The 23,838-nt window shown below is 55.8% G+C and carries 15 protein-coding genes; 8 read left to right on the forward strand and 7 right to left on the reverse strand.

All coding sequences use genetic code 11. The features are described from left to right. Positions 1 to 212 precede the first annotated feature (212 nt). Entirely contained in the window at positions 213 to 1,274 is a 1,062-nt protein-coding gene (locus tag JMJ04_RS04605) for a lipid II:glycine glycyltransferase FemX (protein WP_201369374.1), read from the forward strand. 91 nt (positions 1,275 to 1,365) lie between these two features. Here the strand turns inward: JMJ04_RS04605 and JMJ04_RS04610 are convergent, their stop codons facing one another. Then, positions 1,366 to 2,367 carry an extracellular catalytic domain type 1 short-chain-length polyhydroxyalkanoate depolymerase gene (locus JMJ04_RS04610; RefSeq protein ID WP_201369375.1) on the reverse strand — a complete coding sequence of 334 codons (1,002 nt, stop codon included), beginning with the start codon at positions 2,365 to 2,367 and terminating at the stop codon, positions 1,366 to 1,368. Positions 2,368 to 2,701: 334 nt separating this feature from the next. On the opposite strand from JMJ04_RS04610, the gene JMJ04_RS04615 reads away from it, so the two are divergent. The 3 genes from JMJ04_RS04615 (at position 2,702) to JMJ04_RS04625 (ending at position 8,369) form a co-directional block, all read left to right on the forward strand. Next, positions 2,702 to 5,917 carry an ATP-binding protein gene (locus JMJ04_RS04615; RefSeq protein WP_201369376.1) on the forward strand — a complete coding sequence of 1,072 codons (3,216 nt, stop codon included), beginning with the start codon at positions 2,702 to 2,704 and terminating at the stop codon, positions 5,915 to 5,917. Positions 5,918 to 6,084: 167 nt separating this feature from the next. Further along, positions 6,085 to 7,068, forward strand: a complete 984-nt coding sequence (locus tag JMJ04_RS04620; protein WP_201369377.1) for a 2-hydroxyacid dehydrogenase — start codon at positions 6,085 to 6,087, stop codon at positions 7,066 to 7,068. A gap of 74 nt (positions 7,069 to 7,142) precedes the next feature. After that, positions 7,143 to 8,369 (forward strand): pyridoxal-phosphate-dependent aminotransferase family protein, encoded by a 1,227-nt coding sequence (locus JMJ04_RS04625; RefSeq protein WP_201369378.1) that lies wholly within the window; start codon positions 7,143 to 7,145, stop codon positions 8,367 to 8,369. 55 nt (positions 8,370 to 8,424) lie between these two features. Here the strand turns inward: JMJ04_RS04625 and JMJ04_RS04630 are convergent, their stop codons facing one another. The 3 genes from JMJ04_RS04630 to JMJ04_RS04640 form a co-directional block, all read right to left on the reverse strand. Further along, a complete protein-coding gene (locus JMJ04_RS04630) occupies positions 8,425 to 10,746 on the reverse strand; it encodes an FUSC family protein (protein ID WP_201369379.1) in 2,322 nt (773 codons plus the stop codon). A 421-nt stretch (positions 10,747 to 11,167) separates the two neighbouring features. Further along, positions 11,168 to 11,698 carry a hypothetical protein gene (locus JMJ04_RS04635; protein ID WP_201369380.1) on the reverse strand — a complete coding sequence of 177 codons (531 nt, stop codon included), beginning with the start codon at positions 11,696 to 11,698 and terminating at the stop codon, positions 11,168 to 11,170. A 46-nt stretch (positions 11,699 to 11,744) separates the two neighbouring features. Beyond that, positions 11,745 to 12,275, reverse strand: coding sequence for a hypothetical protein (locus JMJ04_RS04640; RefSeq protein ID WP_201369381.1), 531 nt, complete (start codon positions 12,273 to 12,275; stop codon positions 11,745 to 11,747). A 434-nt stretch (positions 12,276 to 12,709) separates the two neighbouring features. Between JMJ04_RS04640 and JMJ04_RS04645 the strand changes: the two genes are divergently transcribed. After that, the gene (locus tag JMJ04_RS04645; protein ID WP_201369382.1) at positions 12,710 to 15,313 is read left to right on the forward strand and encodes a tetratricopeptide repeat protein; all 2,604 of its coding nucleotides are present in this window, start codon (positions 12,710 to 12,712) and stop codon (positions 15,311 to 15,313) included. Positions 15,314 to 15,450: 137 nt separating this feature from the next. On the opposite strand, the gene JMJ04_RS04650 is transcribed toward JMJ04_RS04645, so the two are convergent. Next, positions 15,451 to 15,633, reverse strand: a complete 183-nt coding sequence (locus JMJ04_RS04650; protein ID WP_201369383.1) for a hypothetical protein — start codon at positions 15,631 to 15,633, stop codon at positions 15,451 to 15,453. A gap of 1,001 nt (positions 15,634 to 16,634) precedes the next feature. Here JMJ04_RS04650 and JMJ04_RS04655 point away from each other — a divergent pair. Together JMJ04_RS04655 and JMJ04_RS04660 are read left to right on the forward strand one after the other, a co-directional pair. Further along, the gene (locus JMJ04_RS04655; RefSeq protein ID WP_201369384.1) at positions 16,635 to 18,263 is read left to right on the forward strand and encodes an RNA polymerase sigma factor; all 1,629 of its coding nucleotides are present in this window, start codon (positions 16,635 to 16,637) and stop codon (positions 18,261 to 18,263) included. 368 nt (positions 18,264 to 18,631) lie between these two features. After that, a complete protein-coding gene (locus JMJ04_RS04660; protein WP_201369385.1) occupies positions 18,632 to 19,807 on the forward strand; it encodes a glycosyltransferase family 4 protein in 1,176 nt (391 codons plus the stop codon). Positions 19,808 to 19,872: 65 nt separating this feature from the next. Here the strand turns inward: JMJ04_RS04660 and JMJ04_RS04665 are convergent, their stop codons facing one another. Beyond that, a complete protein-coding gene (locus JMJ04_RS04665) occupies positions 19,873 to 20,649 on the reverse strand; it encodes a class I SAM-dependent methyltransferase (protein ID WP_201369386.1) in 777 nt (258 codons plus the stop codon). Positions 20,650 to 21,021: 372 nt separating this feature from the next. On the opposite strand from JMJ04_RS04665, the gene JMJ04_RS04670 reads away from it, so the two are divergent. After that, positions 21,022 to 23,406: a tetratricopeptide repeat protein gene (locus tag JMJ04_RS04670; protein ID WP_201369387.1), complete on the forward strand. Its 2,385-nt coding sequence runs from the start codon at positions 21,022 to 21,024 to the stop codon at positions 23,404 to 23,406. 61 nt (positions 23,407 to 23,467) lie between these two features. On the opposite strand, the gene JMJ04_RS04675 is transcribed toward JMJ04_RS04670, so the two are convergent. Next, positions 23,468 to 23,662, reverse strand: a complete 195-nt coding sequence (locus JMJ04_RS04675; protein ID WP_201369388.1) for a hypothetical protein — start codon at positions 23,660 to 23,662, stop codon at positions 23,468 to 23,470. Positions 23,663 to 23,838 lie beyond the last annotated feature (176 nt).

A 23,838-nucleotide genomic window follows, 5' to 3' on the forward strand; every position in this document is an offset into this window, starting at 1 on the left:
TTTGCGATAACTAATGTGGTGCTGAAGCGGTTGGATCGCATTGCTTCCTGTGGTGATATGGTACAGATGATAGCTACTGCCAGCATCATATATGCGTTCGTACGTATGCATATAAACACAAACGAAACCACTATCGCAACATCATCACAACTTCTTCCAGGTATACTCAAGCACGACAACATAAGCAAATCACAGGGGAGAGCGATAGGACTATGCTTGAAACTACGGCAATACAAACCTCTCGGCAGGCCTTTATTGAGCAACATGAGCAAGCGTCTTTCTATAGCCAGCCAGGTTGGCTCGGTCTACTCCAACACGTCTATGGCTTTAAACCCACGCACCTGGAGAGCTATACCGCTGGGGCAGATGACCCCGCTCGCTCGCTCGCAGGCACCCTCTCTCTCTATACTGTGCGCAGTCCACTGGCGGGAACACATCTCGTCTCGCTCCCATTCTCCGATCATGCGCCCCTGCTGGCGCAGAATGAGGCGAGCGCGCTCGAACTACTCGAGCAGGCTATCGAGCTGACACGCCAGCGTAAGGCGCGCTATCTTGAGCTACGCACTGGCACCAATCCTCTGCTTGCCAATCATCCAGCCTTCGTCGAGAGTGATCTCTATGTCACCTGGCGCCTGAACCTGGAAAGCGATCCCGCCCTCGCCTGGTCACACCTGCGCAAGCCTGTACAGCACCAGGTCAAGAAGGCGCGCAAGAACGGCCTCTCCATTCGTGTCGCCGATAGCGCCACCGATGTGGCAACCTATCACCGGCTCCATGTGCTCACACGCACACGCAAGCATGGGATGCCCGCCCAGCCCTCGGCCTTCTTTCACAAACTATGGGAGAGCTTCGCCCCAGGTGAGCAGATGATCCTCTTGTTGGCAGAGTATGAGCAACAACCAATTGCTGGCATGGTCCTGCTGGGGTCCGGTACGACGTTGCGCTATGCCTATGGCGCCTCCGATGAACGCTACCTGCGCCTGGCCCCCAATAACCTCTTGATGTGGCACGCCATCGAGTGGGGCTGTGAGCATGGTTACCGCGTCCTCGATATGGGGCGCACCGCCCGCGACAACGAGGGCCTGATGGAGTTTAAACGCCGCTGGGGCGCTGAGCTGAACCCGCTCCCCTACTACTACTATCCCCGCCAGGCGGGCCTGGCCACGACCTCAGAGCAGAGCTGGAAGTATCGTCTGCTCACCTCTACCTGGAAACAGCTCCCACTCCCTGTCGCCAGTTCGCTCGGCGGCCTCCTCTATCGCTACCTGGGATAAGAAGAAAGGGGTATGGTGTGTGGTGGCAATGTCTGCGGCATTGCCACCACACACCATACCCCTGCGAGGCGTCATAGGCGCCGAGGAGACCTTACGAATATGTTAGTGGATGCTGCTTGAAGAAGTTCCAGATGGTTTCCGACGCGGAGGGCGAGCCACCAAGCGAGACAGGCCATGCATGCCCGCCGCCCTCAATACGATAATGCACAATTGAGGAGCCATCGCGACAGCGTATCCACTCCTCTCCTGTGACGTTGCCACTCTGGAAAAAGGTATTGGGTCCCTGGGCACAGTGATCGCGTTTAGCCCACTCATTGAGCCATTGCGGGACCGATGGCAGGGGGAGATCAGGCTTCTCGGGTGCAGGCCCGCCCATATAGGGCACAACCGTGTCGCCCGTACCATGCACATCCAGAATGGGGACACCTTTCTTGATATTGCAGCCCGTATCCAGGTCATAGAAATTGCCCGAGACTGGCGCGAAGGCCGCGATCCGCTCCGGCAAGTTGCAGGCCAGGTACCAGCTCATGCCGCCGCCATTGGAGAAGCCTGTGGCATAGATGCGCTGCTCATCAATACAGAAGCTCTGCTCCAGGTTATCCAGCAAATCATCGACATAGCGGATTTCATCGATACCTTGTTGAGTTGTACCAATGCTGGCCCAGAAAGTCTGTCCGTTGTTATCCTTCAACCCCTGGGGGTAGGCCACAATAAAGTTTTCCTGGTCCGCTAGCTGCGAGAGTCCCGTGACCTGTTCCATGTCCGAGCCTCGCGCCCCCGTCCCATGAAATACCAGGACCAGGGGGATGCTCTGCGTCTTATTATAGCCAGTCGGCACATGAATATAATAATCGCGCATGCTATTGCCATTGGCAACCCTGGGATCGGCAGTCATCGTCTCGTCTTCGCTATCTCCCGCCTTCACCTCAGCGTCTTTCCCACATCCATTCGCGATCTTTGGAGTCATTTTCGCGTTCTTGTTCGCTATGGCGTTTTCTTGCGCCTGCGACACCCCACCACAGCCCGTGAGCAACAGGCTTAATACCACCCACCCGTAGAGTCCTATCCCCAACAGCGTATCTCGTTGTTTCATACGCATAGGCCTCCTCTCACGCTTCCATTCTCCTTTTTGTGCTTGTTTACGAGTTCAAACTATCTCTACCATTGATGTAGGTGACTTTTCTTCTACAACGTATTACACTGCGATTTAGGTACAGTTTATCTTTTCTCTCATTACTCTGCCGCCGCCCCTGGAGTCTTCTTACCCCACATCTTACTCGTTTAGGTAAGCTCCGTGAGACAACTACACAGTAGCCGCATACGCCAGTTGCGGGCAAACAGCATATTTGCAATCTTCTATGCTAGAATGTATAGAAAAGCAAACTCAGCATTTATTTGCATTCTTTCAATGTGCAAAAGGAGTCCTCATGCCAGAAGAGCGCAAGCTTGTCAGTATCCTCTTTGCCGATGTCACTGGTTCGACCGCCCTGGGTGATGAGTTGGATCCCGAAGATGTCCGCGCCCTGATGGGTCGTTATTATGAACATGCACGCCAGGTCATTCCCCAGCACGGAGGGACGCTGGAGAAATTTATTGGCGACGCCGTGATGGCGATATTTGGCCTCCCCCAGGCCCATGGTGATGATCCAGAGCGCGCCCTGGCCGCCGCCCTGGCTCTGCGCAAGGCTGTCGCCGACGATGAGATGCTGGGTTCCATCTTCCAACTACGCATCGGCGTCAATACGGGCGAGGTCATGGCGACCAGCGATTCTACTAGCAATCAGTTCATGGCGACTGGCGATGCCGTAAACGTGGCGGCCCGCCTGGAACAGAACGCCAATCCCGGCGAGATCTTAGCCGGAGAACGGACCTATGCCGCAGCCAGTCATGCCTTCCTCTTCGAGGCCTCACGCCACGCCGAGGTTAAGGGCAAGAGCAAACCTCTTACGGTCTATCCGCTGCAAGGACCTCGCGCCACGCGCAAGGTTGAGCGCCCGCCCCTAGTTGGCCGCAAGCAGGACCTGATGCAGCTCGCACTCCTACAGGCCCGCGCTCTGGAGGAGGAGCGTCCACAGCTTGTCTCTATTACCGCGCCCGCTGGGACCGGGAAGACGCGCCTGCTGGAAGAGTTTCTCGCTCGCCTGGACCCCGATGAGAACTTTCAGGTTTCGACGGCGCGCTGCCTCCCCTACGGCCAGACCCTGACCTACTGGCCCCTGCGCGGCCTCTTGAGCCAGCTTATTCAGGGTGATATGACGCGTGCGAACGTGGCCCGTGTCTTTCTCAACGCGACCTATGCTCAAGCGGACGCGGAGCGCCTGGCAGACCTGATCCTGGCAACCCTGGGTATTGAGGGCGAGACCACGACCGACCGTGAGAATATCTTCTCCGCCTGGCGACTGCTGATCGAGGTCCTGGCGACCCAGGCCCCACGCATCATTATCTTCGAGGACCTGCACTGGGCCAGCGATAGTCTCTTCGATCTTGTGGAATACATCACCCACCTGCGTACCCAGGCCCCCCTCATGCTGATCGCGCTCAGCCGTCCCGAGCTGCTGGATCGCCGTCCCAACTGGGGCGGAGGGCGCCAGAACTTCACCTCCCTGGCCCTGCAACCCCTCTCGCCGCGCAACACGCAGGAGTTGATCTCACGCCTGATGCAGGACGTCCCTCAGGCTGTACGCACCCAGATCGTTGAGCGCTCGGGGGGCAATCCCTTCTTCGCCCTGGAGCTGCTGCGCGGCCTGCAAGAGCGCGGCCTCACTGGGAACGCCGCAAGTATTGAACAGCTCCCCGATACGGTCCATGCCGCCGTGCAGGCGCGCCTGGATCAGCTCTCACGGCCTGAGCGCTCGGTGCTCCAGGTGGCCTCGGTCGCCGGGCGTGCCCTCTCGCTGACCATGCTGGCCGAGGTCCTGAGCGAGTATAGCCTGAGCGAGCTACAACAGGCGCTTGATGGCCTGCTAGAGCGTGACATTCTCGTATCATCGGAGGGCCAGACCTATGCCTTCCGCCACATCCTCTTCCGCGATGTCGCCTATGGCACCCTCGCACGTACACAGCGCATACGCCTACACGAGAAGATAGCGACCTCGCTGGAGACACTCAATGCTGACCATCTCGATGAGTACGCCGAGCTAATCGCCTACCATTATCGCGAGGCCGTAACCCTCTCGCGCCAGGCCGCCATTCGTACCCAGCTTCAGTTCGATGTTGTCAAGGCCCTCCACTTCCTGCGCCGTGCCGCCCACCTGGCCAGTCACGCCGGGGCTTACTTCGAGGCCCAGAACTACCTCCAGAGCGCCATCGCCATCGCACCGGAGACAGAGCTAATCTCCATTTACGAAGACCTGGGCGACTGCTATTACTGGTCGTTCACCACGGCAGAAGCTTATCGACAAGCCTTCACATACTGGGAGAAACAATACGCGGAACATACGCCAGACGCGGCTCAAAGCCTGATTGGAGCACGTCTCTTGCGTAAACTGCTCATCAACTATACGCGCTTTGGTGAGTATGAACGCCTTGAGAATGCAGCTGAACATATTTCCACTCTCCAGAAGCGCGCGCAGGCTCTTGCCACAGCCTCCGGTAACGAGTACGAACAGTGGCGCATCCAGCTCGTTCCCTGTTTCTCACACTACATGAAGGCCTGCAATGAAGAGTTACAGCAACTACTCAATATCGCGCAAGATGCCACCGCTTACTTCGAGCAACAGGGCGATTCTCAAGCCCTTAGCGAGGCGCTAGATGCTCAGGCGTCTCTCTACCAACGTCTAAATGACTTTCAGGCTTCGCTCCAACCCATTCAACGCCGTCGTGCCATCGCTAACCTCTCCGCGTCGGAACAAGGCGATGCGCTACAGATGCTCATTCGCTCTAATGCCGCTCTGCGCAACTATGACACCTGCTTCGATCTTATTCAGCAAGAATTAAAAAGCATGCGCCCGGGTCAATCTCTGCTCCATCTGAGTTCTACTCTCTCCACGGTAATGGTGGTTGCCTTCATTGCAGGTCGCTGGGATTTGCTTGACACACTCTATTCCAAAGCGGAAGAGATACGTGAACAAAGCAGCAATGACTTGAGCACATTCAAAATGTTTGAAGGCTATTTTAATCTCCTCCGCTGGGCATTAGCCCGCGAAGATCGACCAACTATTGATGCCATTGCATCATTCCTACGCCGTTTCCTTGGCGAGGTCCCTACTTTGGGTGAACAATTTACTAATATTATTAGTACTTTTCAAGCTGATGATGTCTCGCTGACCTCTTTAAAGCTAACAGAGATTCAAGGAGGATTGGCACGGGTAATACTGCTATTCTGCCTTGAACGCAACTTAGCTTTTCCAGAAGAGCTTATTACCAACACCCAAAGTGATGGCTTAGGCTCAAGCGATTCCTTCAAACAGTATATTGAGGCTGCTTACGCGTTACTCAATAACGATAACGAGCGCTTTGCCCGCGCCCTGGAAAAGCTTGAACAATATCAAGAAGTCGTCCATGCCGCGCGCCTGGATATCGTGCTCGCCGAGCGCACGGGCGACCGCAGGTACCTTGACATGGCGCGCCCCACCCTGGAGCGTCTCCAGGATCGTCAGTTCCTGCGTCGCCTCAACGACGTCGCCGAGCGCCTCACATCTTAACCTGGTACAAAAATAGAGCCAGGAGGCTAATTCCTCCCGGCTCTATTTTTGTACCAGGTTAAACAGATGCACTGCTTTAGCTTGCACCTCCAGCGATACGTTTGCTACAATGAAAGTCCGCTTCTCCCTTTTCCCAATTCACTGCTATTTTTTCTGGAGGTCTTTGCATGCCTGAGCGACCGAAGATTCTTGTGACGCAGAAAATCCCTGCCAACGCCTACTCCCTCCTGCATGCCATTGGCGAGGTTGAGGCCAATATGGACGAGGGTGTTATCTGGTCTCCGGAAGAACTGTTGCGCCGCGTCCCCGGCCATGACTATCTGCTCTGCCTGCTTACCGATACCATCGGCGCGCGCTTACTGGAGACTTGCGCCTGCGCCTCGCCTCGCCTCAAGCTGGTGGCGAACATGGCAGTCGGCTATAACAATATCGATGTCGAGGCCGCGACTCGCCAGCAGATCGCGGTAAGCAATACGCCGGGCATTCTCTCGGATACCACCGCCGACCTGGCCTTCGCCCTGCTGCTGGCAACCGCCCGGCGCGTACCCGAGGCCGAACGATTCCTGCGCGCGGGCAAGTTTACCGGCTGGGGCCCCCTCCTCTTCTGTGGGGCCGAGGTCCATGGCTCAACGCTGGGAATCATCGGCGCCGGGCGCATCGGCCAGCTCATGGCGAAACGCGCCGGGGGCTTCGATATGCATGTGCTCTACTACAATACAAAGCGCCTTCCAGCAGATATCGAGGATCGTTATCAGCTTACCTATGTTGAACTGGATGAACTATTGCGCCAGTCCGACTTTGTGAGCTTGCACGTCCCCTACGCATCCTCAACCCATCACCTCATTGGCGAGCGCGAGCTGGCACTGATGAAACCGTCGGCAATTCTCGTCAACACCGCGCGTGGACCGGTGGTGGACGAGAAGGCCCTGGTACGCGCCCTGCAATCCGGGCGGATTGCGGGGGCTGGCCTCGATGTCTTCGAGCACGAACCCGCCGTTGAACCTGAGCTTCTGACGATGGAGAACGTGGTTCTCGTACCCCATATCGCCAGCGCCTCGCTGAAAACACGCACACGCATGGCAACTATGGCCGCCGAAAATATCGCGGCCCACGCCCAGGGCCAGCGCCCACCCAACCAGGTCAATAGATAATGTGTTATGGTGTATGGTGAATGGAAGTCATCCAGCACCACACACCATAACATGACTAGAAGGGAAAACTACTCATGTCGCAAACATTTGCCCGCCCATATACAAGCTCCTCAGAGGGAGCTACGCCTCCCGAGCTGAATCCTTCCTATCGTCTGCTGCTGGGGCCTGGTCCCTGCAATGTTGATCCGCGTGTGCTACGGGTGGGTGCCGCGCCCCAACTGGGACATCTCGATCCAGAGCTCTTCGCAATTATGCAGGAGACCGCAGGGCTGCTGCGCTGGCTCTTCCAGACCGAGAACGAGCTGACCTGCTGCGTCTCTGGCTCGGGCTTCTCTGGGGCCGAGGCCGTGCTAACCAACCTGCTTGAGCCTGGCGATACTCTGATCGCGGGGAGCCTGGGCTACTTTAGCGGTAAGATCATTGATATCTCGCGCCGCGCCGGAGCTAATGTTGTTGTACTGGCGACCGAACCAGGCCAGCCCCTGGATTCCGCAGCGCTTGAGCAAGCCTTCAAGGAGCATCCCGAGGCCAAGATCTTCGCTACCGCCATCGCGGAGACCTCGACCGGGCTGCATCAGCCGCTCACAGACCTTGAGCGCGTGACCCACGCCCATAACGCGCTCTTTGTCGTCGATACCGTCTGTGGTCTGGGTGGCCTCCCGGTGCAGGTCGACGCTCTGCACATTGATGCCTCTTACTCTGGCAGCCAGAAGTGTATCGGCGCGCTGCCCGGGCTGGCCCCTGTGACGCTCAATGAGCGCGCCGTCGAGGTAATTAAGAAGCGCAGCACACCTGTTCAAAGCTATTATCTCGATCTCCTGGCGCTCAATCGCTACTGGAACGGCGATCACGCCTACCACCATACGATCTGTAGTAATCTTGTCTATGGGATGTATGAAGCCCTGCGCATCGCACACGTTGAGGGACTCGAAGCCCGCTTCACGCGCCACCAGCTCCACGGCGCTGCCCTCAAAACCGGTATCAAGGCCATGGGCCTGGAACTGCTTGCTCAGCCAGGCTACCAGCTTCCCGTGCTCACGGCCATCCTCATCCCTGAAGGTGCCGATGAGCTGGCTGTACGCAAGGCCCTCCTCAACGAGTACAGCATAGAGGTCGGGGGTGGGCTTGGCGAGCTGAAAGGGCGCCTCATCCGCATCGGACTGATGGGCTACAATGCCAGCCGCCAGAACGTCTACACCGTCTTGAGCGCCCTGGAACATATCCTGCCTGAATGTGGCTATACACTCCCCCAACCCGGTGCCGCACTCAAAGCCGCCGAAGCCTATTATCAGGCACATTAGTCCCCCACAGTAGCCGCGTACGCAAGTAGCGGGCGCCCGCTACTTGCGTACGCGGCTACTGTATTCCTATCTTCACGGTGTTCCACATGCCGGTGGTGTATTGGGCGATCTCGTCGAGGACCAGCATCATGGGAACGAGGTCTTTCAAGGCCTGGCGACGAGCGCTCATGGCCTGGGTCTGCATGTGCTCGGCCCGCTGCCAGCTCAGGCGCTCGGCAATCAGGCTTTGCAGGGTCGCCTGCAACTCTTGCAGATTCTCCACCAGGCCACTTACCTCCTGCGCCTGCTTGCCTTCAAGGAGCACCTCCTCGATCTGGTGTAAGACGTTGTCTATGGTTCTAGCGAAGCGCTCCAGGCGAGGGAGATTGCGCCGTTCACGCACCATCAACGGGATGTGCGCGGAGAGCGCAGTAATACAATCGGCGAGTTGCTGATTATAGGTAATCAAAGCGTCCCAGCGCTCGACATCTCCCCGCTGCCCCTTTGGCTCGTCCATGAGGCTCTGAAAGGCACTCGCGACATCGACGTTGGCCAGTGACATGGCTTTATATACTTTATGTATACCGTTGATACTGCTCTCCTGGCCCTCGTAGCCCGCCAGCACGCGCCGCAGGTACTCGCGGTTGGCAGCGATAGCCTTCGCCAGCCGTTTGGGCAGGCGCTCACGCTCCCACTCTGGCCAGAGGAAGCGCACCGCTAGCAACGACAGTAGACAGCCCAGCAGCGTACAGCCCACGCGCAGAAGAGCGATCTCCCATTGACCCGGCGTGGCCATGGAATTGAGCAACAGAGAGAAGGGGGCGATAAACATCACGAAGACGCGATAGTTGCGCTGGTAGTAGCAGAAGCCGATAAAGCCAAAGACCGCCAGTAGCAGCAGCATCTCGGATGGCACGCGTACGAGGGCGACCAGCGCGGCGGCAATGCAGGCGCCAATACATGTGCCTATAAAGCGCTGCGCCAGTTTCTGGTTCGAGGTGCTATAATTCGGCTTGAGGCATACCATGATCGTCAGGGCAATCCAGAAACCATGCGGTATCTCAAACAGTCTATAGATCGCTGTGGCAACCCCCATCGCAAGGCCGATTCTCAGGGCATGGCGGAAGGTGGCCGACTGCATCGTGAACTGGGTCTTTAAGGTCTCTAGGGGATTCTCGCGCTTTACCTCCTGGCGGTAGGCCAGGCGCAGCGCCGTTTGGAGCAGGCTCTCTTCCTGGTCCTGTTGCTTCAGCATCGCGACGATTACCAGCAGGGCATTGCTTACCTGGTGGAAGGTTCGCAACACCTGCAAGACCTGCATCATCCCCTTATAATCTTCCTCATCCACCAGCCGCGTCAGGTGAACCCTCGTCAGAGTGCTCGCGCGCCCCACTGGCTCCGCCGCGTAGCGCGCCATCAGTGACTGCATGTGGCGTCGCAACTCGTCCTCACGCGCCTTCACCTCCACCAGCCTGCGATTCAGCTCATTCGTCTCTACCAGCACCTTCTCATTCAGGGCCGAGGCAGCCACCTGCCGCAAGACACGCCCAAACTCGCTGACCGCCGCGTTCAATGCCTGGCGCACAGGTGTCACGCGCACCACCCGTGGCATTGATTCGCCAAACTTTCCCAGTGAGATCGCCGTCTGAAAGAAGTGGTCCGCGTGCAGGGTTAAGAGGAAAAGGCGCTGCAAGGGCAGGGGCGTCTCCTCCGACCCGGCATGCACGGCGACTACCATGCTATGCGCCTGGTTATAGGCCTGCCAGACCTGTCCACGCGCTCGCTTGAGGGCTTTCCGCTGCCCCTCGTCATGCATTGGGCCCTCCAACGCGCCACAAAAGGCGGCCAAAGTCCGGTAATAGCTCGCCACAGCCTGTCTCTCCGGCTGGTAGGGTCTCAGCGGCCACAGCAACAGTGTCGGAACTATGGCCCACAGGCCACAGATGAGCATAGACAGCGCCACATAGATACCAGTCTGCCAGCTCCCCTCCTCACTCAACACCATGGCAAAGACAATTGTAACCAGTAGACCCACGCGCCCCGCCGAGGTCCCAAATATTCCTAACATATTCAAAATAAAAGGAATCAACAAAGCGGCCGCTATCGCCAGTACAACGCCGCTAACGCTCAGGCCGCTCGCCAGGAAAGCAATTATGGCCATGCCGCTCGCGATACACAGCATATCCACCACCCGGTCTCGATAGCGTCCACTCGTGCCACCAATGGCTGTGTACAACCCACCCAGCATCCCCATGGCCGCCAGTTTACTCTGACCAATAGCGGGACCAATAAGCAAAGGCGGCAGTACGACCAGGATCAGGCGCGCCCCATAGGCCAGGTCCGCCCGCGTCAACTGGAACTGCCGCCAGAAAGCAGAGAAATGCACCAACTTTTTCATAAGACCTCATAATATCAAAAAAGCATAGGACCAGGCCCAACACCAAACTCACACCACGTAATACAGAGAAATATTCCACTGTGGTCATGCTTGTACACAGGCCCGCAGGCCCACCATATATCATCTCAGAGGAGAAAAACGGGGGAAAACAGAAACGCTCACCCTTCACTCTATTAGTGTATACCCAACACCAATCCAAAAGCAACCAGCCATTACCTCGAACGGTGCCAAAAATAAAAAAGAACCCGCATCGGATGCGTGGGGGGACCGCAAAACCCCACGCATGCCGACCGGGGGTGAGGGAGCAAAGGGACGGTGTGGTGTATGGCACCCTTTGCTCAAACCCGGTGTTTGGCCCGCTACTGGCGTACGCGGCTACTTGGGCTGTGCCCTGGCGTACGCAGCTACTTGGGCTGTTTGGTTACAGGACGATGGCTTCGCGCTCGATTTCGCGCGGCTTGATGATGGGCCTGGGCATTGAGGCTACCATCAGGATGTAACCTGTGGCCAGGATCGATGAGATGTCAATGCCAAACTTGCGCAGCTTGATGCGGGTGCGCGAGAGGGCATCGCGAATCGGGCGCATCTCCTGGTCCCATAGACCTTCTTCCAGCGCCTGGTCGAGCTTCTCGCGGCTCTCCTCGACGTTCTCCTCGCTGACGCTGCCATTGTAGAAGCTGGCGTACAGGACTTCGTATGGGCAGTAGTAGGGGAACATCTCCAGCAGTGGGAGCAAAACGCTCATCTCAGTGCCAGTAAACTGTTCCTGCGCGATCATCAGCAGGCGGTCGCTCTCGTATGAGAGATAGGAGAGCGTACCAAATTTGGGATTAAGGGCCATGATATGCCCTTGCGGCAACGCATCTTGCAGGGAGAAGTGTAAGATTTCGTTGTCTCGTCGCAGATCGCTTGAAGTCATCTTGCTTTTACTGCGTGTTGCTGGCCTTTGCATGCTGTTTTCTCCTGCCTTGTGAGTGCGTGGCGCTATTGGTACAGCTCTACAGGGTTCCGTTGCCTATGGCGGCGAGCAGATAACCGCAGACTATGATGCCTACGATTCCTAACACCAACAGGCTCAATAGCCAGAGGAAGATGTTTCTCCCTTTCACAGGCTGCTCGTGCTTGCTCATGGTGGGTACATGTTGCTCTACCTGCGTCGCCGCGGATTGCGTGGGCTTCGCTTCCAGGATGATCGGCGTCATACCAGTGGTCTGGCCACGCTGCCGGGGAAGCTTCTGCGTAGTAATCTGGCTTATCTCGGCGACTGGGCTGGCCTCGTAGATCCAGTCGATCGCTTCCTGGTGCAGTGGCTCGCTCTGAACATGTATGCCTGAAACGGCGAACTCATCCATATGTTCGGGTGCTTCCCACGCGCCCTCCCAGACATATTCATCGGAGTTCTGTGTGGCCTCGCCCTCAAATGGAACAAGGTCGATGCTGCGCACGCGCCGCACACCTGGATATGCCTGCGTCGCCACCGTTCCCTGTACGGGATTCCACACATTCGCTCTGCATTCTTGCTCTTGCATATGCATCGCCGCTCCTTTGTTGCCTGTGCCCGGAAATGCTGTGACCTGTTTTTTTGCTACCTTCTTACTAAGATCTTATTCAAAAACCCAACGTCACTCGCGTGACTAGCGCTTCCCCCATTCGGGGATCACCTAAAGGTGGTACGGCAAGCGCGCTCAGGGTTTCGGATAAGTAGAAAAAAAGGTTCTGGGGAAGAGTTCCTCATCACTCCCTGGCAGCCAGTCCCTTAGTGCCAGCGCTTACGCGCTCCGGGTTTGATGCGCTTCAGTCCCTCCCCCCCTTGCCCGGCTTCTACCATTCCGCGTATTCCCTCACGTAGCAGGTAGATTTACTGATCTAATTATGCCTGATGAACATGTACAGAGCAAAGATCATATGTTATCATTCAATTAAACATATTTATCATTTTCTGTTGCCCAGAAAGGAATGGCACGTGGATCACATTCCCTCAACTGAGCCACAACCGCGTCTGAAGCTTACCGAAGCTCGGATGGCACGCTCGCTCTCACAACAGGATGTCGCGGAACAGATCGGGACCACGCATGTGAACGTGAGCCGCTGGGAGCGCGGCATTACGCGCCCCAATCCTTATTTTCGGCGCAAGCTCTGCCAGCTCTTCGGCCTGACCGCCCAGGAACTCGACCTTGTGCCCAGCGCAAGCTCCGAACCCCCAGCCACTACCACTTCAAACATTGATGAAGTCGAATCCTCAGCCGAGGAGCCCCCCACGCCTACCACGGCTATTGTTGATCCCTCCGTTCCGCTCCTGCCTGCCATTCGCCTGGTTGGCCGCGATGAAGAGCTCGCCGATATCAAGCGCCGCCTCTTCACGGGCGGCAACGTGGCCTTGACCGCGCTCAATGGTCTTCCTGGTGTGGGCAAGACCACGCTCTCCATCGCCCTGGCCCATGACCGCGAGGTGCGCACTCATTTCCGCGATGGCATTCTCTGGGCAGGTCTCGGTCCTAAACCAAACATTCTAGGCCTGCTGAGTCGCTGGGGCACCCTCCTGGGCATCTCCGCGACAGAGATGGCCTCTCTGAGCGATGTACACGCCTGGGCGCGCGCTATTCATAACGCCATTGGCACACGCTATATGCTCCTGGTCATCGACGACGCCTGGAGCACCGAGGCGGCGCTGGCCTTCAAGGTTGGCGGCTCCAACTGCGCGCACCTGCTGACCACGCGCTATCCTGAGATCGCCTCATTTATCGCCCTGGATGGCGCGAAGAAGATCCAGGCCCTCAACGACGAGGAGAGCATGACCCTGCTGCGTCTCCTGGCGCCAGGCGTGGTTGATCGCGAGGTGCAGAAGGCCCAGGACCTCGTTCATGCCGTGGGGGGCCTCCCCCTGGCCCTGACCCTCATGGGCAACTACCTGCGCAAACAGACCTATAGTGGGCAGACGCGCCGCATCACCGCCGCTTTGGAGCGCCTGAGCAACGCCGAGGAGCGCCTGCAAATTCAGGAGCCACACGGTCCCGTCGAGTCTCATCCCAGCCTGACCAGCGATATCCAGCTCTCGCTACACTCCGTCATCTCCGTCACCGATCAGCAGCTCAGCCCAGCCACGCGCTCGGCCTTCTATGCCCTCTCCGTCTTCCCGGCGCGCCCCAATACCTTCTCCGAGGAAGCGGCCCTGGCCGTCGCCGCCTGCGAGGTCGATATCCTCGACACCCTCATCGACATCGGCATCCTGGAGAGCAGCGGAGCCAGCCGCTACACCCTCCATCAGACCATCCGCGACTACACCTATCTCCAGCTCCAGCGCGCCCCCGAGCACGACGTCGCCCAACGCCGCCTCGTCGCCTACACCTGCGCCTTCCTCGCGGAACACAGCAGCGACTACGAGCAGCTTGAGCTTGAGAGCCCCACCATCCTCACGGCCCTCGAACAGGCTCACCGGCTCGCCATGCTCCCCGAGCTTATCCAGGCCACAATTGCCTTCACCCCCTACCTCCAGCTCCGTGGCCTCTACGCCCAGGCCGAGCAGCACCTTCAGCGTGCCCAGGAGGCCGCCCTCACCCTCAACGACCAGCGCGCCCTCTCCACCCTCCTCCTCTACACCGGCCAGGTCCTGCATCAACAAGGAAAATTTGCCCAGGCCGAAGACATCTTCCAGCAAGGACTCACACTAGCTCGTGAGCATAATGACCTGGAGCAGATCAGTGCTTTTCTGAATGATCTAGGTTGGGTCACCTGGAAACTTGGCAATAATGCTCAATCAGAAGAATACTTGCAAGAAGGTTTAGCCATTGCACGCAAGATTGATAACAAAAAAAGGATAAGTGGAATTCTTCGTGTCTTGGGATCAGTTAAAGACCTGAGAGGAGAATACATTGAAGCAATGGCCTGCCTAAGCGAAAGTCTGACCATTGCCAGACAGATGCAAGATCATGAGCTAGCATGTATCATTTTAATGAATCTGGGTGTAAATGCGGGCCAACAAGGAAATGATTCTCAAGCTAAAACATATTTCATTGAAGGCTTAGAATTGGCTCGCCAAATCAGACATCACGAAAGAACTAGTGCATTACTAGCAAATCTTGGTGCAGCCGAAATGGAAATGGGAAATTATGCACAAGCCAAGATATATTTAAAAGAGGGTCTTGAAGTTGCTCGCAAGATTGAACACAGAGAATGGACCAGTATTCTACTCATGAACCTGGGTTTTACCACTAGCAAACAAGGTGATTATCAGCAAGCAGAAGCATATCTCAAGGAGAGTTTGATACTATCGCGCCAAATAGGAATTCCCCAGATGACAGCACATGCTCTTAATGAGTATGGCAAGTTATTGCTTATAGAGGAGCAGGAGCAAGCAGCTGAAAAAACATTCGCCGAAATGTTAAATATTCTTCCCGAAGAAGCTTTAGATTTAAAAGCACTTGCTCGATTTGGCTTAGCACAAGTGGCTTTTATGCAAGGAGATCAATCGAAAGCTCAAGATCTAGCCGAGCAAAGCCTTAATGTTTTGAAACAAATAGGTCATGGTAACGCTGAAGAGGTGCGCAAGTGGTTATCTTCCATCAAATAAGAAGAACAAAAATGCTAATGCGCAACAACCACGAGTAGGCACGCACGCAAGTAACGCAGCCAAGGCTTATTCCCTACCAGGGAGCGACGGCGAGCGATGGTGGCGCTGCTCCCTGAACATAATTTATCATAGTGTTTCTAGCCGTGCCAATAAACATTTGGCTGTACACTTGGAGTTGGGGTAGTTTGGTCTGTAGATTGACTACGCGTTGGGGTGATACCGGCGGCATGAGTATAGGTGATTGAGCCGATGGCGACAACAGTGATGACGACAAGCAAGACGACCAGTGGAATAATCCAACGCAGCATATTTCTGAACATACGATTTCTCTACCTTTCCCTGGGGAAACAATCGCGTGTATTCACTACCTAAAGCCTCAAGTTGCGGTCCAACCCGGCATATCCATGATCTCCAATTTAGTAGGTATGAGTAAGCCTGCCTACTCTCCACCAGTCCCGCTGGTGTTCAGGATACCCGTTTCTGCCTATGGGCTTCAAGCATCAATACGTGCATACCCCCCAAAATTACTATCATGTGCCTTCCTGGGTGCGTAACGCACATGATCTACACATTGTTAGTTTCCGATCCACGGATGTGCAGTGCTGCCTTGCGCAGTGGGGTCGTGCAAACAAATGCCCCACTGGCGTTCAGGGGATTGTGGTCACTGGGTGCCAGCTCTGGGCTGCCACAATCCGCGCGAACCCTGCCATTGGCGGCGAGCATGTGTGAGCCAGCTCACGCGCCAACAAAGTAATCTTGTATCCTGCGACCAACCCGCCAGAAATATTCCCGATCTCAACCTCTCTGGGTGATGAGGTCGTGTCTTATTCCAAAAGACCGATAAAAGACTGAAAACGGAACTTCCACGGGTCAAATGTCTTATACCTCAGTATCGATACCTAGAAAAGATAGTATAAGATTTTTTGCCAATCGTCATGTCTAGCATCTTTTCTGGCAAAAAGTACTAGCATGGTCCCGAAGGTTGAAAAAAATAACTTGCTCAACGAGCAATCTTGCCCCATTATAGCATAAAAACACCTTCTGCACTCATCAAAGTCGTCAAATTTATGCGTGACGTCCCCAGAAATTGGTATGTCGTGTTCTTCAACCTGCAACTTCTGTAGTACTAATAAGCCACCGCTAATCCATATTATTTCCATATACTGTAATGTTATAATACCAACATTACCTGTAACTCTGAAGAGCGTTGTAAAGCCATCTCGTTTCCCTTCAAGGCGCGATAAATCGGGCGCCTATGGTAATTGGAAGCGCCATAAATGGGGGTCGCAGGAATTTTGTTTCCAATCGAGGAGCCAGGGCAATGAGCAGTTCCGGGGACAAGGATCTTATCTCGCAGGCACAGGCTGGCGATATCGCGGGCATGCAGGGACTCTTCATGCGCTATAGCTCCAGCATTCGGCTCTATCTTGTGCGCCTGCTGGGGGAAGAGAAAGCTCCCTCTTTGACTGTTCATACCTTTCGGAGTGCCTGGGAGGCTCTGCCAGGCCTGGAGCCTGGCGCGGATTTTCTCACCTGGCTCTACCGTATCGCGACCAATATCGCCTATGATGCCCAGGAACCCTCTGCTCGCGGTCTGCGTCGCCATTCCTGGCCCCTCTATCAGCTCCTCGCGCTGCCTACAAGCACCCCTTCACTCATTAAGGCGGTGCTTCGCTTACCCTTCTATGAACGAGCCTGCCTGGTCCTGCATGTGGTGGCCCGACTCTCGCCGGCTGAGGTTGCCGCTTGCCTGGGCCTACCGGAGCGGCGCGTGCGCACTCACCTGGAGTCGTCCTGGTCCTGGCTGCGTTCTGGTGAATATGCCTCAGCGACGGAGGAGGAGCTTCGCGAGGCTATTCTGGCTCTGCCACAATCTGACGAACAGGTCCAATCACCCCTTCTCGCTAGCGAAGAAGAGGAGGGCGAACAGTCCAATCAGCAAGGGCTGACTCTGCTTCGCCTCTCATCCTCGGCCTCCTATACACGCCCCCTTCGCCAACGCATCTTCCTGCGCCTGGGCCTGATGCTTACCTCTCTGCTTCTGGTCGTCGCTCTGCTCACGTCTGGTATGGCCCTGCTGATTGTGAATAAAAATCAGTTAGTCTCTTCAAGTCAGCTTAAAGCACCTCCAGTCTTTACTCCCGCGTATTATGATGCCCGCGTCGACCGGCCAGCTTGCTTCTTCGCCGACGAGTCCAACGATAGCCGCGCGCAGCCCTCCATCTGCAATTCGCATCTCTACAGCGATATTAACCAACAACAATCTACGCGCCCCGGCTTTATTTTCAGGCTTCAACAAGCTTACGCCGATAACAATGCCATCGGCCTGGCTTACACCCTCCTCCAGTCCACTTACAACAACCTGAACGATGTTACGGACATGTTTGGCACGCTCTCCATCCAGGAGCTACACACAAGCATAACCATAGGGCACAAGTATGCGGCCTATAGCACGTTCTTTGGCCAGTACAATACCAACAGCGATATATCATTCTTCTATCTGCCCTCAAGTCCAACTCCAGGCGAAATTCACCAGCTTCATATAACCCTGGATATCCACTCGATCTGGCTTGTCGACCAGACGACAGGCGGCACGACTACCGTCTATAAGGGGTCACAGCCACTCCGTTTTCAATTCACCCTGCCTTTTCACACTGGGCAGATCATTCCCACACCCCGCTCCAGCCACAATGCGCCATACAGCCTCTCACAGGTAACGATCACGCCCAGCATGACCCATGTCACGCTGAACTGCCTCCAATCCTCGGCCTGCCAAAATCTTGCCAACCTCCTCCTGACGGCCGGAAACAGCGCCTACCTGCCGTCAGATGTACGCTGGCACCTTCCCACCATCGACCTCTATTACCGCGCCACTAGCTTCCAGAAGCATAGCACCTGGCATCTCTCCGCCACCAGCCCCACCATCAGCATCCCCTCCATCTATTTTTAGTGGCAAAAAGCCCGCTACCGATGCAGGAGGACTGAGGAGGTGTGAGAAGGCAGCCGCCCATGCAAGTGTGAAAGGATGTGCTTGTAAACGGCGCACCTACCTTTCACACCTGCTGGGCGGCTACACTTCCGCGATACGCCTCACGCCCGGCCGGAGAAAAGGGGTAGGTGTGCCGTTTACAAGCACTCCTTTTTTTCTCCGGCATAGACGTGGGGATTCGAGCGCTTCTACGTTTTCACGGCGCTTATACATGTGTAGTCTTCTACCCAGAGAGAAACGTATTATAAGTGATGAGATAAGTGAGATCGTGGCGGTTGGAAGAAGAATGCGCTAGCTCAATGTATATAAGAAAGGTTACAAAAATTACTATGGAGAAGGTAAAGCAAAAGAAACGCTTAAAAATCGCGCAGATCGCACCGCCCTGGTTGCCGATTCCTCCGGAGAACTATGGCGGAACAGAGTCTGTTTTGAATAATCTTGTGGAAGAGCTTGTCGCTGAGGGCCATGATGTTACGCTCTATGCACCTGCCGATGCGCAGACCTCGGCGCGGCATATCTCATTTTATCATGATTCGCTTTTGAAAGAGGGCACTCCCTGGCAAGCACACCTTAAGGCCTACTTCCATATGTATAAAGCCGTGCAACACATCCAGCAAGAGAATGACTATGATATCGTTCATGGGCATCTCTCTTCATCCACAGATATGTATCTTTTGCCTATGTTAGCCTCGCTGGAGATGGCGCATATCATTACGATGCACAGCCATATGCCCTTTGACCGGGCCGGCACCTGGCAGGGTGACGCGGACAACTACTTCTTCTATGAATGGGGGCGTCAGTGCCCCGTCGTCGCGATTAGTCGCAAGGCCTGCCAGGTGGAGGCGGGACAGGGCCCCTTAAATTTGGCTGGCGTTGTCTACAATGGTATCTCCATGAAGGAGTATACTATTCCAGCCGACGCCCAGGTTGAGCCATACTATGTCTGGCTGGGTCGCTTTTCGCCCGAAAAGGGACCGCACCTGGCTATTGAGGCAGCGCGACGTGCTGGAGTTCCTCTACACATGGGCGGAACCATCGATACTTCCTCGCCTGAGGCTGAACAGTACTTCCATGAGCAGCTTGAGCCCCAGTTTGATGATGAGCAGATACGCTACCTCGGTCCTCTGGACATGGAGGGCAAGATCCAGGCCTTTAGCCGCGCTACGGCATTTCTCAACCCTATCGAGTGGGAAGAACCCTTTGGCATGGTTATGGTCGAGGCCATGGCCCTGGGTTGTCCCGTGATTACCTTTGGACGCGGCGCGGCACCCGAGGTCGTGTATGACGGTGTCAGCGGCTTCGTTGTGGATACGCTCGATGAAATGATCGAGGCCATGCCGCGTGTGAAAGACCTCGACCGCGCCCAGGTGCGTGCCCATGTCGACGAACACTTCTCGTCCAGGGCCATGACTCGCGCGTACCTCGACATCTACCGCCAGGTGATGCCCGATACCGTTCAGCCGGATCGCTGTCTCCTCCCTCTCAGCCATCCTGGCGCCATCTAAAATCTGGTGAAATAAGAAGAGGTTCTGGCCGGGAAGGGCATGCCCTTCCCGGCCAGAACCTCTTCTTATTTATTTTTCTCGCCGACAAATAGCCCGGTTGGGAGATCAAACCAGTCGACACCGTCCACCTGCTGGAGCTTGAGGCTGGCTCGCTCTTCGGGTGTGGCCGCCGCGAACATAGATAGGATGCGTTGCACATTCTCCGTGGGCGTGCGCATACGCTGCGTCCAGGTTGGCACGTCCATGTGAATGCCCCAACTGCGCTCGAGGCGCGCCGAAATACCTGCCTCTTCCAATAGGTGTAGCCACGTGTTCACAGAACGGTTGCGTATATGTGAGGGATCACGCAGGACCTCTATTTGATTAATAAAGTCGTCCAGCACCTGCTCCTCTGCCACGATTGCATCAATCACTACCAGCCGCCCGCCGGGTTTGAGGATACGCGCCCACTCTCTCACCGCCTGGGGCAGGTCCACAAAATGGTGCGCCGAGTGACGGCAGGCCACGACATCCGCGTATGCGTCTGGCAGTGGAAGCGCGTGCGCGTCCCCCTCGATAAAGCGCACATTGGCGATATGGCGCTCCTGAGCGAGCTTGCGACCCGCCTCAAGCATGGGAGTTGTGAAGTCAATAGCCACAACCTCGCGGGCATAGGGAGCCAGCGCCAGCGCGGTATGGCCTGTCCCGGTCGCTACATCCACCACTGCCTCGCTTCCATCCAGTCGTGCCGCCTCGACTAGCCACTGTAAATCAGGTCCCTGAGCATGCACTGCGCTGGTGACATAATCGCTGGCAGCCACGCCAAAGCGGCTCTGAATCCGCTCATTACGCTCATCGGTCATAAGTTTTCTCCTCTTTTACAACCCTGGCATATCCTAAATGTTGTGCATATCCCAAGTATACCTATGCCTGCGTGATGTTGTCCAATACTTATTTTTGCAAAAAGTGATGCCCTAAAAGCATCACCTGTAGCCGCGTACGCCAGTAGCGGATGGCCCGCTACTGGCGTACGCGGCTACAGGTAGTTGTCGAAGCGTTTTGATTTTGTGGGTGTTTTTTGCGTCACTTAAAGCAGGGAGGCAGACTATTTTTTACGGTATTTTAATGAGCTTTTATGTTATTATAGGTATTATGAAGTAGACTCTTCTCGTACATTACAGGCAAAGGCTGACTGCCCGGCTCCTTCGCGGCACCTGGAGGAGGTTTCCCTCATTATGCAACATAACACATCGAAAGCTCAGATGCACTCGCCACAAGCGTCCTCGCGGCTGCACCGTCTGTCCTCCGTGCCCACGCGCCCTCTGCCCATTTTTGATCCCGCGATCCCGCGCCAGCCGAGTTCTCCCTTGATTGGACGCGCCAACGACCTGGAACTGCTTAAGCAGCATCTATGGGAGGATGGCAATGCCTCGCTTACCACGCTCAATGGGTTGCCTGGCATCGGAAAGACAACGCTGGCCATCACCCTGGCCTATGATGAAGAGGTACTTGAATCTTTCGCGGATGGTATCCTCTGGGCAGGGCTGGGTCCAAGCGCCAATATTCCTAGCATCTTGAGCCGTTGGGGCCGCCTGCTTGGTCTCTCCCTGGCGGAGCAGAGTATAGACTATACCTCCTGGACCCGGGCGCTGCACGCCGCCATCGGCTCACGCCGCCTGCTGATCATTATCGACGACGCCTGGACGCTTGAAGATGTGCTTCCTTTCAAGATTGGAGGGCCACATTGCGCGCACCTGGTGACTACGCGCTTCCCCACCGTCGCAGCGCATTTCGCGGTCAACGGTCCATTGACGCTCTCCGAGTTGAATAAAGAGGAGAGTATGCGCCTCCTGCGTCATCTCGCGCCAACCGTTTTTCGTCATGATTCTTATAAAGAGAGTGACCTTGTTCAGGCTGTGGGCGGTCTCCCTCTGGCCCTGACCCTCATGGGCAACTACCTGCGCAAGCAGGCCAACCATGGCGATACGCAGCATATTCAGAACACTATTCAGAGCCTGAGCAACACCAGACAACGCCTGGAATTAAGCGAGGCGTACGACGCTAATTTAGAGCCGGAGCCTGGAGCGCCCAAACTGCGCTCGCTTCAGTCGGTGATCGCTATTACGGATCGACAGCTCTCCTCAACGACTCGTGCCGCGCTCTATGCGCTCTCTATTCTGCCACCCAAGCCACATAGCTTCTCTGAAGAGACCGCGCTCGCTGTCGCTGACTGCGATTCCGCTACGCTTGATGTGCTTATTGATGCAGGCCTACTGGAGTGTAGCACTAGTGAGCGCTATACACTACACCAGACCATCTCCGACTACGCGCGTGCTCACTTAGAGGAGTCTACGCCCTACGCTCGCTTCATCGCTTATATCCTGGATTATGTCGAGCAGCATGAGAAAGACTACGAGCTACTTGAGGGTGAGAGTGCGGTTATCCTGGGTGCACTCGACGCCGCCTATGAACACCAGTACTGGACTGAGTTGGTCAAGGGCGTCTGTACCTTCGCCCCTTTCCTGCTTATGCGCGGCTCATATGCTCTTGCCCATACTCATCTCCAGCGCGCTTACCAGGCCGCGAATATTCTTCAGGATCGTGACGGCATCCTCAATACGCTGCTCCAGATCGGCGAGATCGCCTATCGCCTTGGCGAATATACTCTCGCACACTCAACCTATCAACAGGGTATAGAACTAGCGCGGCGCTGGAATAACCGTCGCTATCTCTGTGCACACCTCACAGGTCAGGGCTGGCTCGTCTGGAAGCGCAGCGATTATAGCAGCGCCGAGTCCTATCTGCGCGAGGGTCTCACTATCGCCCAGCAGGATAACTATCCCGAGTATCTTATCGAACAGCTCCGCGTGCTCGGCTCCATCATAGCCAGTGGTGGCGACTATAACCGCTCCGAGGTATATCTACAGGAGGCGCTTAGTCTCGCCCGTACGCAGGGGGACCGCGAAAAGGTCAGTCGCCTCTATCTCAGCATTGGCGTGACGTATGCCGAACAGGGCCAGAATGAGAAGGCCGAACACTTCCTCAACGAAGGTCTTAACCTGGCACGCCAGATTGTCCACTGTGAACTCACGATCATCTTCTTGCTCAATCTCGGAACCCTGGCCTATGAGCAGGAACATTATGAACTGGCCGAGACACACCTCCAGGAAGGCCTGGAGCTGGCACAACACTTTCACCTACGCGAATGGATTGGCATCCTTCTCATTAATATTGGTGAAATGAAGATCAAGCAGGGAACGTACGCTCAGGCAGAAGATTTTCTTGTACGGGGCCTTAAAGTCGCGCAAGAAATTGGCTCGCCGCGCATTATCGCCTCAGCGCATAACCTCTATGGCGAACTCTACCTACATCTCGACCTGGTCGAGCAGGCCTCGACAGCCTATCAGCACATGCTCACGACCCTCCCCGAGGGCGACCACGAGATGTACATCCTGGGGCAGTATGGCCTGGCACGCGTCGCCGCCGCGCAGGGCGATATTACCGAAGCGCGTCGCCTCGGCGATATCTGTCTTGCAAGCCTCGTCATGAGTGGACACCGCAAAGAGGCCGAGGTCCGTAACTGGCTTGCCTCCCTCTCCATGCCCTCCAGCCCTTACTAAATACATGTGAGCCAAAGCCCGACGCTATGGAGGCTGCGTGGTCCCCCACAGCATCGGACAGTTACCGATGACAGCGGAGGCTCAAACAATTAATGACGCCAGGTGTCGAGCCGGGCGTTGGCGTTTCAAAATATTGTAATGGGCGCCCCGTATAGGGAAGCGAACTGGCCGCGGCGAACATAAGTAAAATACCTACCGCCAGCAACAAAAATGTCATGCTTACAACGAGCATACCAGAGCGAGGCGAATACTTCATTGTGTTCTCACTAACCTTCTTAAGCAAGCATATACACACAGCAAATAAAATAGAAATATAATACCCTGTTGATTAAACGCGCAAACATCCACTTTGTCTACATCCTCTGTTCATTTAGCTGCCCCTTATTCTAGAAAAGACCCCTACAGCCTAAGCGGAGGTATGATATAATAACT

Origin of the sequence: Ktedonobacter robiniae (genome assembly GCF_016587375.1) — a bacterium.
Lineage (GTDB): Bacteria > Chloroflexota > Ktedonobacteria > Ktedonobacterales > Ktedonobacteraceae > Ktedonobacter > Ktedonobacter robiniae.